This window comes from Pseudomonas sp. CGJS7 (assembly GCF_036961695.1).
Window position 1 is genome coordinate 1 of sequence record NZ_JBAMDI010000208.1, and the last position, 13,006, is coordinate 13,006.

Below are 13,006 nucleotides of genomic sequence, written 5' to 3' on the forward strand. Positions count from 1 at the left end.
CGACCGCGCCGCGGCGGCCAGTTCCGGGTACTCGTTGGGACGCGGCCCGGATTTTTCCCGCGGGCCCACCGGCACGATCCGGTGGGTCGGCGGCGGCGCGGTTTCGTCGATGCTGGCGTTGAACGACTTGCCGTCGTCCTTGCAGACGAAATGCATCACGTGGCGGCCGGCGGCGGCGGCGCGGATCAGCCCGCCGGTGGTGGCCCACACGCCGGAGATGTAGAAGTTGGACAGGCCGGGCATCACCGGGCCGTGCTTCTTGATCTCCTCTTCCATGGTCTCGCCGCTTTCCACGAACGGCTGCCAGCCCAGCACGGTGCCGTCGTAGTTGCCGGTGTAGCGCACCTGGGTCAGCGGGCTGGAAACGTCGCGCACGGTGATCGCGTCCTTCAGGCCCGGGTAGCGCTTCTCCAGCAAGCGCACCATCGCGTTGCTGACCTTGCGCTTGGCCGCGTGGTACTCGTGGCCGCGGCGTACCGGCAGGGTGTGCAGTTGCTCGCCCTTGCGCACCCGGCTGACTTGCTCGGGGCCTTCGTTGAGCGCGCGCCACGGCGCGATGTCGCAGAAGTAGGTGGCGTAGACGATGCTGTGGTCCTTCGGCGCCAGTTCCGGATAGTGCTGGCTGCGGAACTGCACGTTGATGCTGGGATGGCGGATGCCGAGCATCTCGGCCGCTTCTTCCTCTTCCAGCAGGTAGGTGGTGCAGGGCTCGCCCTCGGGGAAGGGCTTGTTGAGGCCGAGGAAGGTGATGAAGTAGCCCGGGAACACCATGTGCGGTTTTTCGATGGTCTCGGTGTAGAGCTTGCGATAGGTCTCGTTGAGGTACTTGCCCTTGAGGAACTTCATCAAGGTGGTGTGGCCGTCGGCGGCGGAGACCACGATGTCGGAGAAGATCTCGCGGCCGTCGCTGAGGCGGATGCCGACCGCGCGGTCGTTCTCGACCAGGATCTCCTCGACCTTGTGGTTGTAATGCACCTGGCCGCCCAGCCGCTGATAACGGCCCTCGATCGATTTGGCCAGACCCAGCGAACCGCCCTCGGGCACGCCGGCGGACAGGTTGGCGTGCGAGGCCAACTGGAAATAGAACGGCAGCACCGGGAAGTTCTGGTGCTTTTCGTAGAGGATGAAGTTGAAGGCTTCGCGCAGGAACGGGTCCTTGAACTTGGCCGAGTAGTCGGTCATCAGCACGCTGATCGATTTGCGGATCGCGTTGAAGTAAGGCACGAACGAGGCCAGCATCTTCCAGCGTTCCCAACGCCCCATCAGCCCGACCGGCTTGAGGAAGGGATACACCGCCAGCGCCTTGCGGAAGCTGCGCAGGCCCTTGATGAAGTCGCGGATCAGCTTGGCGTCGGCCGGCGAATGCTCCAGCAGGTGCGCTTCCAGGCGGTCGGGATCGGAATAGAAATAGATGGTGCGGCCGTTGGCGCCGCGGACGATGTTGAACACGTCGAAGTGGCGCATCTGCTTGCCTTGCAGCGCGCCCAGTTCCATCCAGATCTGGTGCATCTCATTGCCCGGGCCGTTGCCGAGCAGCCAGCTGATGCAGCAGTCGAAGGTGAAGTCGCCGCGCTCCCAGGCGGTGCAACAGCCGCCGGGGATTTCGTGCATTTCGAAGATCTGGGTCTTGTAGCCGTTCATCTGCGCGTAGCAGCCGGTGGACAAGCCGCCCAGGCCGGCGCCGATGATGATCATGCTTTCGCGGTTGGATTGCGTCTGCGCCATGGCAGGGCTCCTGTCAGACGGTCGTGGCGTGCAGGGCGGTCGCGGCTGCGAACGCGGGATCCTCGCCGCGCGGCGTGCGCGCGGGTCGGTCGATGGGCGGTTGCTTGTCGAGCTGCGGGAACTGGCCGAGCTTGTCGGTGTGCCAGGGCTCGGCGTTGGCGCTTTCGCGGGCTTCGAAGGTCCGGCCGAGTTCCTGGCACATGTACTGGACGACGAAGCGGCCGGTGGAAGCAGCGCGGATCAGCCCGCCCAGGCCGACCCATTGGCCGGCCATGTAGAAACCCTTGAGCCCGGGCAATTGCATGCGGCCCTTGTTGACCAGTTTGTTGGCCAGGTCCTCGGCGTCGCTGAAGGCCTTCCACGCCAGGATGCTGCCGTTGCTGTTGCCGGTGTAGCGCTTGGTGGTGGCCGGCGAGGCCACGTCGACCAGTTCGATCCGCTCGCCGATGCCCGGATAACGTTTCTCCAGGAACCCGCGAACGAATTCGCCGACCTGGCGTTTTTCCGCCCAATAGCGCTTGCGGTCTTCGGTGCGCAGCTTGCGCCAGTAGTTGAAGTCGCTGAAGTAGGTGCAATGGATCACCGAACGGCCGGGCGGGGCGAAGCCGTCGGAGTAGCGCGACCGCAGTTGCACCACGATGCTGTTCTGCAACGCGCCCGGCAGCTGCGCGCCTTCTTCCTGGCTGAGCATGTAGGTGGTGCTGTGCGAATCGTCGGGATCGAAATCGCCGTGCAGGCCGACGAAGGCCGAGACCACCGCCGGGAACAGGATCCCCGGCTTGTTGAGCATCTCATCGTAGAGCGTGTCGATGGTCGGGCTGGTGTATTTGCCTTCGAGCATGCCGTAGATGGTGGTGTAGCCGTCGGCGGCGGAGACGATGAAGTCGGCGTAGTGGCGGGCGCCGCCCTTGAGTTCCACCCCGACCGCGCGGTCGTTCTCGACCAGGATCTTGTCCACCCGCGAGCGGTAGCCGAAGGTGCCGCCGAGCGCGTTGTAGCGTTCTTCGATCGAACGCGACAAACCCAGCGAGCCGCCCTGCGGGAAACCGGCGTTGCGGTTGTGGGCGCAGGCCATGTTGTACAGGTACGGCAGCACCGGGAACGATTCGGGATCCTGGTAGAAGATGTTGCGGAACGCGCGCCGCAGCAACGGATCCTGGAAGCGGTCGGCGAAGTCGTGCATGGGCGTGGCGGCATTGCGCCAGAACAGGCGGAACGAGGGCAGGATCTCCAGCATCGTGCGCAAGCGTTCGCCCAGGCTCTTGAGCGGATCGGGCTTGAGGAACGGGTACATGTGGATGCGCACGAACCGGCGCAGGTCGGCGCAGAAGGCCTTGATCGGTTCGGCGTCGGCCGGCGAGATCTCCAGCAGGTGTTTTTCCAGGCGGTCGGGATCGTTGTAGAAGGTCACCGAGCGTCCGTGCTCGTCGACCACTTTGTTGAACATGTCGAAGTCGCGCACGCTCTTGCCGTCGAGCGCGCCGAGTTCGCGCCAGACCTGGTTGGCGTCGTTGCCTTCGCCGGTGCCGATCAGCCATTCGATGCAGTAATCGAAGATGTAGCCCTTGCGCGACCAGGCGGTGCAGCAACCGCCCGGCAGCACGTGGGTTTCGAAGATCCGCGATTCCATCCCGTTCATTTGCGCGTAGCAGCCGGTGGCCATACCGCCGACGCCGCCGCCGATCACGATCACCCGCGGTTTGCCGCCCGGACGCGGCGCGCGGTCGCTCCAGTCCGGGCCGGTGTCACGCGACATGGGTCTGTTCTCCGACCAGGATGTCGCGCGCCAACGCCGCGTTGAGTGCGATGTAGGTCTGATCGAGCATGTCGGCGTGCTTGCCGAAACCCTTGAACACCTGGCTGCGGGTGGTCGAGCTGCCATGCCAGGTGCCGCGCTGGCCGGTGCCGTAGAACACCAGCTTGTCTTCGTCGGAGATCACGCTGACCGGCGCTGCGATGGTGCCCAGGTTCGGGGTCTGGCTGCAGAAGCGGATGTAGTCCTTGGCCTGTTCCAGGGTGTCCTGGGCCAGCACTTCCGAACCGGTGTGCTTGCGCAGGTGCTCGGTGAGTTCGCGTTCGAAGGCTTCGAAGTGTTCGTTGCCCAGCTCGAAGGATTCCGGGATGCGGTAGGAATCCATGATCACCACGTTGGGCACTTCGCGGCCGCGGCGTTCGAGCTCCTTGGCCACTTCGAAGGCCAGATTGCCGCCGAGCGAATAGCCGAACAGGGTGCAGTGGCCGTCGGGCGCGTGGATCGATTCGATCAGGTCGGCGTAGCTGGCGACCTTTTCGTCGCCGAGGATGTAGTTGAACGAAACGAACTCGTACTCGGGCATGTGCACCGCGAGCTGGCGATAGACCAGACCGTGGCCGCCGGCCGGCGGGAAGCAGAAGATGGTCTGCTCGTGGCCCTGGCCCTGGTTGAAGCGCAGGTAGGGCTGGGCGCCGGCGACCCGGCCCAGGCTGATCGCTTCGACCGTCTTGGCCATGCCGTGCAAGGTGGTGACCTTGAACAGCTGGCTCACCGCGATGGCGATGTTGAACTCGGTCTGCAGGTTGTAGATCAGTTCGATCAGCTTGATCGAGCTGCCGCCGACTTCGAAGAAATCGTGCTGCAGGCCGACCTGCTCCAGACCCAGCAACTGCTTCCAGTGCTCGGCCATGCGCACTTCGTACAAGGTCACCGGCGCTTCGAACGCGTCCTCGGTTGCCGCGTCGGGCGCCGGCAACGCGGCCACGTCGACCTTGCCGTTGGCCGACAGCGGCAGCGCGTCGAGCTGGACGTAGTGGGTCGGGATCATGAAGGTCGGCAGATACGCGGCCAGATGCTCGCGCAGCGCGCGCCAGTTCAAGACCTCGCCGGCGTCGGCGGCGACGCAGTAGGCGCACAGCGCGGTCTCGCCGCGCGCGTCCTCGCGCACGCTGATCACGGTCTGGCCGATCGCCGGCCAGGCGGCGAGCTGCGATTCGATCTCGCCGATCTCGACCCGGTGGCCGCGCACCTTGACCTGGTTGTCGGCGCGGCCGATCAGCTGGACTTCGCCGTCGGCGCTCCAGCGCGCCAAGTCGCCGCTGCGGTAGACGCGGATGCTTTCGCCGCCGCTGCCCAGCGGCAGGTTCTGGAAGCGCTGCTCGGTCTGCGCATCGTCGCCGACATAACCCGCGCTGACGCCGCCGCCGCCGATCCACAACTCGCCCGGCACGCCCGCGGGCACCGGTTGCTGCTGCGCATCGAGGATGTACAGCGCGCTGTTGGGGAACGGCCGGCCGATCGGCACCATCCGGCTGGCTTCCAGATCGGCGGCGTCGCCCTCGAAGTAGGTGCTGTCGATGGTGGCTTCGCTGAGGCCGTAGGAATTGATCACCCGGGTGTCGGCGCCGGCCAGCGCGCGCAGGCGCCGGTATTCCTCCACCTTCCACACGTCCGAACCGACGATCAGCAGGCGCATGAAGTCCAGCCGCTCGCCTTCGCGTTCGCAGTAGTCCATGACCCCGCGCACCACCGCCGGCACGAACTCGGCGGCGTCGACCTGCTGCTCGCGCATGATCTTGTACAGGCGCTGGGTGTTGAACAGCAGTTCGCGGGTGATCAGCACCAGGGTGCTGCCCGAGCACAAGGCGCGGACCAGGTCGCCTGCGAACACGTCGAAGGAGAAGCTCGCCATCTGCAGATGGGCGTGGGTTTCATCCAGCCGGTACTCGCGCTCCCAGCCCGCATAGGCCGAAGCCAGATTGGCGTGGGTGACCCGCACGGCCTTGGGCTTGCCGGTGGAACCGGAGGTGTAGATGACGTAGGCGGCGTCGTCGAGCGCGACCTGGAATTGCACCGGCGAGGCGTCGGTGTCGGCGTCGGCGATCAAGTGCAGATCGTCGGGCGTGAGCACTTCGCCGTTCCAACCCGACAGGCGTTCGCGGCGTTCTTCATCGACCACCGCGAAGCGCGCGCCGGCATGGCTGGCCATGTAGGCCAGACGTTCGGCCGGATAGTCCGGATCCAGCGGCAGGTAGGCGCCGCCGGCCTTGAGCACCGCGAGCAGGGTGACGATCAGTTCCGGCGACTTGTCCAGGCACAGCGCCACCACCGTGCCGCCGGCGACGCCCAGCTCGCGCAGCTTGCGCGCCAGGCGGTTGGAGCGGCGCTCCAGTTCGCCGTAGCTGAGCTGGCGGGTGACGCCCGATTCGCTCGGCGCCGACACCGCGATGCTGTCGGGCTTGGCCTTGGCGATATCGGCGATCAATTGCTGCACCGGACGCAGCGCCTCGGCGGTTTCTTCCGCGCCGCTCCACTGTTCCAGCACCTGCCGGCGTTCGTCGCTGCCGAGCAGTTGCAACTGGGCGATCGAGGCCGCGGCCGGCACCCGGGTCAGTTCGTCGAGCAGGTGCACGTAGTGCCCGGCCAGGCGCTGCACGGTCTGCGGCAGGAACAGGTCGGTGTTGTACTTGAAGACGCAGTGGAAACGCTGGTCGGCTTCGTCCTCGTACGCGGACAGAGTCAGATCGAACTGGCCTTCTTCCTCGGGCAGTTCGATGTATTCCAGGCGGTAGCCGTACTTCTCGGTCGCGACCTTGTGCGCGAGCAGGATGAACATCGCCTGGAACACCGCCGAGCGGCTGGGATCGTGTTGCAGGCCGAGCTTCTCGACCAGCAGCACGAACGGGTACTCCTGATTGTCCAGGCCGTTGAGCACGATCTGCTGCACCTGCGCCAGCAGCTCCGACACGCTCGGCTGCGCCGACAGATTCACGTGCAGCGGCAGCGGGTTGACGAAGTAACCGTAAACTTGCGCGAATTCCTCCTGGGTGCGGCCCATCACCGGGCTGCCGACGATCACATCGTCCTGGCCGGTGTAGCGGTGCAGCAGCACGTAGTAGGCCGCCAGCAGCACCATGAACACGGTCACGCCGTTCTCGCGCGCCAGACTGTGGATGCGCGCGCTGAGTTCGCCGTCGAGGGTGAAGAACTCCGAGGCGCCGTTGTGGGTCTGCACGATCGGGCGCGGCTTGTCGGTCGGCAGCGCCAGGATCGGCACTTCCTCGGGCAAGTGGCTCTTCCAGTATTCGAGCATCTTGCCGGCTTCGCGACCGGCCAGGAATTTGCTCTGCCAGTTGTAGAAGTCCAGGTACTTCGAGCGCACCGGCGCCAGTTCGACCTTCTCGCCGCGGCGCAGGCCTTCGTAGATCGCCAGCAGTTCTTCGATGAAGGTGAAGGTGGAGATCGCATCGGAAATGATGTGATGCACCGCCTTCATGATCACCCAGCGGTCCTTGCCGCGCTTGAACAGGCGGAAGCGCACCAGGGCGTCGTGTTCCAGATCGTAGGGCTTGCGGTACTCGCGGATGATCTGCTGGTAGATCTCGTCCCAGCTCTTGTCCTGGGCGTCGAACAGGGCCAGATCGTACTTGGCCTCGGCCGAGATCTTCTGCACCGCCTGGCCGCGGTCGAGCATGAAGTTGGCGCGCAGGCTGGGATGGCGCGCGATCAGCGCGCGCACCGCTTCGAACATCAACTCCGGTTCCAGCTCGGTGCGCACCTCGACCGCGCCGCCGATGTTGTAGGCGAACCCGTCCGGGTTGAGCTGCTTGAGGAACCACAGCGCGTTCTGGTTCTGGGTCAGCGGGTACTGGGTTTCGTCGCTGTGGGCGATGTATTGCGAGCTGCCGTCGTCCTCATCGCCGGCGGCGACCAGATCGACCAGCGCGGCATGCAGTTGCTCGCCCAGGGTGCCGATGGTCGAGCTGCTGAGCAGGGTCACCACCGGCAGCGCGACCTTGAGCTCGGTGTGGATGCGCGCGCGCAGTTCCATCGCCAGCAGCGAGTCCAGGCCGAGCGCGTTGAGGCTGGCGTCGGCGTCGATCTGCTCGTGCTTGATCCGCATGACCTGCGCGATCAAACCGTGGAAGCGCTCGTTGAGCAGGCTCCAGCGGCCGTCGGCGTCGGCGTCGCGGAACGCCTCGACGAAGCTGCCGTGCTCGCCGCCGCTGTGGCTGGCGCCGCGCTTGGCCAGTTCGGTCACCAACGGCGGCGGCGAGGCGTACCAGGCCAGGAAGATCGGCCAATCGACTACGGTGGCGACCAGCAACTGGGCGCGGTCCTGGCCGATCACGCGTTCGAGCACGTCCATGCCCGCGTCGGGCGAGAGCGAGCTCATGCCGCGGCTGTTGCGGTAGTGATCGATCAGGCCGAGTTCTTCGATCATGCCGGTGGCCCACGGGCCCCAGTCCAGCGCCAGCGCCGGCAGCCCTTGGGCGCGGCGGTGGTGGGCGAGGGCGTCGAGGAAGGCGTTGCCGGCGGCGTAGTTGCTTTGCCCGGCGGTGGTCACCAGCGAGGCGATCGAGGCGAACAGCACGAAGTGTTCGAGCGGTTGGTCGGCCAGGTACTTGTGCAACAGCCAACCGCCGACCACCTTGGGCTCGTACACCGGGTCGAAGCTGTCGCGCTCCATCTCCGCCAGTAAGGTGTCGCGGACTTGTCCGGCCAGATGGAAGGCGCCGCGGATCGGCGGCAGGTCGCGCTGACGGTAATCGGCCAGCCAGCCGCGCAATGCGCCTTCGTCGGTGATGTCGAGCTGGGCCAGGATCGGCTCGGCGCCGAGGCGTTCGAGTTCCTTGAGGAAGCGCACGTTGCGGCCGACGGTGGTGTCCGGATCGGTGTCGCGCCACTGCGCGCGCGGCGGCAGCTTGCTGCGGCCGACCAGGATCAGCTTGCGCGCGCCGCGCTTGACCAGGGTGCGGCACAGCAGCCGGCCGAGCGCGCCGAACGCGCCGGTGACCAAGTAAGCACCGTCGCTTCGCAACCGCAGCGGCAGCGGCCTGGTTAGTTCTGTAGCCGGCAATAACCTTCCCGTGTAGCGCTTGCCGTTGCGCAAGGCGATTTCGTCTTCGTCGACCGCCAGCACTTCGCGGCGCAACTGCGCCGCTTCGGCCACGCGCACGGCCGGGTCGTGATCGGCGGTCAGCGCCAGATCGATCAGCTTGCCGCGCTGGGCCACCAATTCCTGATACCACAGCACCCGGCCGATGCCCCAGGCCGGCGCGCCCAGCGGTTCGACCGCATCGCCGCGGGTCACCGCCTGGGTGCCGCGGGTGACGATGTGCAGACGTCCGTGCGGATGCGCCGCGCTCAGCGCCTGGCTCAGCGCGATCAGCGAGTAAGCGCCGCGGCTGTTGCCGTTGTGCAGGCCGCGCGCGTCGACTTCATCGAGCGTGGGTTGATCCAGATTCCACAGGTGCACGATCCGCTCGAAGCGGCCGACGCCGTGCTTGTCCAGATCGGCGAACAAACGCTGCAGATCCTTGAGCGCGCCCGGCGTCACCGAGGATTCGCGCAGGTCTTTCTCCAGCTTGTAGCGCTTGCCCGGACGCACCAGATGGGCGCGCTCGCCGCGGTCGGCGGCCAGCGCGGCCAGTTCGTCGCCGACGCCGCTTTCGTCGGCGAAGATCAGCCACGCGCCGGTGTCGCCGCCTTCCTCGGCGGCCGCCGGTTCGCCCAGTTCGATCCACTGGGTTTCGGCCAGCCAATTGTCGATGGTGCTCAGGCCGACTTTGGCCGAGGCGTTTTCGACGTTGGCGGCGCGGAAGCCGCTGACCTTGCCGAGCGGCGCGCCGTGTTCGTCGTAGACGTGGATGTCGCCGATCAGCTCATCGCCGCCGTCGAAGGTGATCCGCGCGTGCACCCACAGGGCGCGGTCGCCGATCGCGTCGGTGCGCACTTCCTGGATCGACAGCGGCAGGCGGATGCCGGTGTCGGCGGCGTCGCCGTTCTGGCGTTGCAGGATTTGCGGGGTCAGCAGCGCCTGGAAGCAGGCGTCGAGCATCGCCGGGTGGAAATGATGCTCGGCCGCGCCGCCTTGCAGTTGTTCGGTCGGCGCGATCCGCGCCAGCGCTTCGTCGGCGCCGACCCAGACTTCCTCGATGCCCTGGAACGCCGGGCCGTAGTGATAGCCCATCGCGGCGAGCGAGTCGTAGCAGGCCGAACGCGCCAGATACAGCGGCGTGCGTTCGCGCACCGCGCGCAGATCCAGCGGCGCGCCGTCGCGGCGGCCCTGGCTGGCGCGGATGCTGCCGCTGGCGTGCAGGGTGCGCTCCTGGCCGTCGGCGGCGAGGGTGGAGACGTTGAAGGCGGCGCCGTCGGAGGAGAACGACAGCTGCGTGGCGACGGCTTCGCTGTCGGGCAGGAACAAGGCCTTGCGCAATTCGATGTCGGCGATCGCGGCCGAGGCGCCGCCGGTCATCGCGCGCACCGCTTGCGCGGCCATTTCGATATAGCCCGCGGCCGGGAACAGCACGTTGCCCTGGATGCGGTGGTCTTGCAGATACGGCTGATGCTCGGCGTCCAGCCGCGCTTCCCAGGTCGGTTCGGCATTGGCCATGCGCCGGCCCAGCAGCGGGTGGTCGAGCTGGCCCAGGCGGATCTGTTCGACCGGACGCGGCTCGACCCAATAGCGGTCGCGCTTGAACGGATAACGCGGCAGGGTGATGTGGCGGCCGCGCGGATGCAGCGCGTTCCAGTCGATCGCCACGCCCAGGTTGTGCAGCGTCGCCAGCGAGGCGGCGAAGCGCGCGGCTTCGTCTTCCTGGCGGCGGATCGAGGGAACGCTCTTGGCGCCGAGGCCGCGCGCGCTGAAGCATTCGTTGATCGAGTGGCCCAGCACCGGATGCGGGCCGATTTCCAGGAACAGGTCGAAGCCGTCGTCGGCCATCTGGTCGATCGCGGCGCGGAAGCCGACGCTGTTGCGCACGTTCTCCCACCAGTAGCTCGCGTCCAGCTCATGGCCCTGGGCGATGCCGGGCTTGGCGGTCATGTACAGCGGCAACTGCGCCGGATGCGGCGCCAGCCCGTCCAGGCATTGCAGCAATTCGTCCTTGATCAGATCCATCTTGGCGCTGTGGTACGGCACGCGCACGGTCAGGAACTTGGCGAACAGTTGTTCGGCCTGCAGCTTGGCGGCCAGTTCGGCCAGCGCGTCCTGATCGCCGGCCAGGGTGATCGCGGTGGGGCTGTTGACCGCCGCCACCGAGACGCGGTCGCCGTACGGCGCCACGCGCTTGAGCGCTTCGGCCTCGCTCAGGCTGACCGCGAGCATGCTGCCGGTGTCGACCAGCTTCTGCTGCAGGCGGCTGCGGTGCACCACCACCTTGACCGCTTGTTCCAGGGTGTAGACGCCGGCGGCGTAGAACGCGGCGACCTCGCCGGTGCTGTGGCCGACGATCGCGTCGGGCACGATGCCCTTGGCCCGCCACATCGCCGCCAGCGCGATCTGCACCGCGAAGTTGGCCGGCTGCGCCAGCCAGGTGTCGCTCATCTTCGAATCGGCTTCGGCCGCGTTCATTTCCTCGATCAGCGACCAGTCCACGTGCTTGGACAGTTCGCGGTCGCACTGCTCGATCACCTCGCGGTAGATCGGATCGTGCTCGAACAACTGCCGGCCCATCGCCCACCACTGCGGGCCCATGCCGGTGAACACCCAGGCCAGCTTGGGCGTGGCGGCGCCGCGGCGTTCGTCGGCGACGATGTGCGGATGCGCCTGGCCTTGTTCGAACTCGGCCAGGCGTTGGTCGAGCGCTTCGCGGCTGTCGTAGACGATGGACAAACGCGCGTCCAGGTGCTGGCGGCGGTGGGCGAGGGTGTGGCCCAGATCGTCCAGCGAAATGGCGGCTTCGCCTTCGCGCGCCAACTCCGCGCGGATGCCGGCGACCAACTCGGGGAACGCCGCCGCGTCGCGCGCGGTCAGCGGCAGGATGTTGTAGCCGCCGCTGACGCCGCCGGCGTGCGCGGCGTTGTCGTGCGCGGTCGCTGCGGCGACCTCGCGGCGCGGCGCTTCTTCCAGCACCACATGCGCGTTGGTGCCGCCGAAACCGAACGAATTGACGCCGGCGCGGGCCGGGCCGTCGTGTTCCGGCCAGGCGGTGAGCTGCGTCGGGATCTGGTACGGCATCGACGCCAGATCGATGTCCGGATTGACCGTTTTCAGGTTGATGTGCGGCGGAATGGTCTTGTGCTTGAGCGCGAGCGCGGTCTTGATCAAACCGGCGACGCCGGCGGCGGCTTCGGTGTGGCCGATGTTGGTCTTGACCGAACCGACGAAGCACTTCGCCCCGGGCTCGCGGCCGATCGCCAGCGCGCGGCCCAGCGCCTTGGCCTCGATCGGATCGCCGACCGGCGTGGAGGTGCCGTGCGCTTCCATGTACTGCAGGCTGCCCGGTTCGATCCCGGCTTCCTCGCACACGCGCTTGATCAACGCGACCTGCGCATCGGGATTGGGCACGGTGATGCCGTTGCTGTGGCCGTCCTGGTTGACGCCGCTGGCCAGGATCACCGCGTAGATCGGATCGCCGTCGCGCAGTGCATCGTCCAGGCGCTTGAGCGCGACGATGCCGACGCCTTCGGCGCGCACGTAACCGTTGGCGGCCGCGTCGAAGGTGCGCGACTTGCCTTCCGGCGACAGGAACCCGCCCTTGGTCTCGGCGATGGTGTACTGCGGGGTCATGTGCAGCAGGGTGCCGCCGGCCAGGGCCAGGCTGGTCTCGCGCCGGCGCAGGCTGTGGCAGGCCAGGTGCACGGCGACCAGCGAAGAACTGCAGGCGGTGTCGATCGACAGACTGGGGCCGCGGAAGTCGAAGCAGTACGAGATGCGGTTGGACGCCATCGTCATCATCGTGCCGGTGGCGGTGTGCGCGGCCAGCGTGTCGAAGCTCAGATCGGCGAACTGGACGATCTTGTAGTCCAGGGTGAACGCGCCGACGAACACGCCGATGTCCTTGCCGGCCAGTTCCAGCGGCTTCTGGCCGCCGTCTTCCAGCGCTTCCCAGGCCACTTCCAGCAGCTTGCGCTGCTGCGGATCCATGTAGTCGGCCTCGCGCGGGCTGATGCCGAAGAAGGCCGGATCGAATTCGTCGAAACCGTCGATGTAGCCGCCGCGCCCGCCGACCAGACGGCCGGGCTTGCTCTTGTCGGCGCTGCCCAGGGTCTTGACGTCGTAGCGGTTGAGCGGGGTGTCGGTGAGGCAGTCCTTGCCCTCGATCAGGTTCTGCCAGAACGCGCGATGGTCGCTGGCGCCGCCGGGCAGGCGGCAACCGATGCCGACGATGGCGATGCGGTCTTCGATCGATTTCGGCGTGGCCTGCGTCGCTGCATCGGCTGCGGCGGCGTGGGCCGCGGCGTCGTCGTTCGGGGCTTCGCTGGAGGCGGTCTTCTTGCTGGAGTCCGTCATGATCGAGTCCTTAGTTATTGCGTGGCCGGCGTAGAGGGTGGGTGCGGTAGGGAAGGGCGTCTGGCGATCAC

General features: G+C 67.0%; 3 protein-coding genes. All 3 read right to left on the reverse strand.

Features of this window, described 5'->3' with window-relative positions; genetic code table 11:
* Positions 1 to 1,725 (reverse strand): phytoene desaturase family protein (locus tag V7787_RS50445; RefSeq protein WP_336095063.1); only part of this gene is annotated, 1,725 nt, incomplete at its 3' end.
* Positions 1,726 to 1,738: 13 nt separating this feature from the next.
* Positions 1,739 to 3,481 carry a phytoene desaturase family protein gene (locus tag V7787_RS50450; RefSeq protein WP_336095064.1) on the reverse strand — a complete coding sequence of 581 codons (1,743 nt, stop codon included), beginning with the start codon at positions 3,479 to 3,481 and terminating at the stop codon, positions 1,739 to 1,741.
* Positions 3,471 to 12,935: an HSAF biosynthetic non-ribosomal peptide synthetase/polyketide synthase gene (locus V7787_RS50455; RefSeq protein WP_336095065.1), complete on the reverse strand. Its 9,465-nt coding sequence runs from the start codon at positions 12,933 to 12,935 to the stop codon at positions 3,471 to 3,473. The genes V7787_RS50450 and V7787_RS50455 overlap by 11 nt, the downstream gene beginning before the upstream one ends.
* Between the last annotated feature and the right edge of the window lie 71 nt (positions 12,936 to 13,006).